The 346-nt window shown below is 42.5% G+C and carries 1 rRNA gene; it reads right to left on the minus strand.

The features are described from left to right. Positions 1-223 (minus strand): 23S ribosomal RNA (locus tag FLK20_RS21450); the annotation flags it as partial. Positions 224-346: the final 123 nt, after the last annotated feature.

Raw genomic sequence — 346 nt, forward strand, 5'->3', positions numbered from 1 at the left:
CTCTTCCTCCAGGTACTGAGATGTTTCAGTTCCCCGGGTCTGCCTCAACTATCCTATGTATTCAGATAGCTGTACTGTTCCATTACGAACAGTGGGTTCCCCCATTCGGAAATCCTCGGATATAATGCTTACTTACAGCTCCCCGAGGCATATCGGTGTTAGTCCCGTCCTTCATCGGCTCCTAGTGCCAAGGCATCCACCGTGCGCCCTTATTCACTTAACTAAAGTTTTTGAATAAGATGGCTGATTACAAAATGTAATCAGTTGTGTCGCTAATATATAGCTTTTTTGCCTTATTTCTAAAGTTTGATGTCGTTGTTACTCTTATTTAGTTTTCAAGGTACAA

The organism is Oceanobacillus sp. CFH 90083 (genome assembly GCF_009389585.1).
Classification (GTDB): Bacteria; Bacillota; Bacilli; order Bacillales; family Amphibacillaceae; genus Oceanobacillus.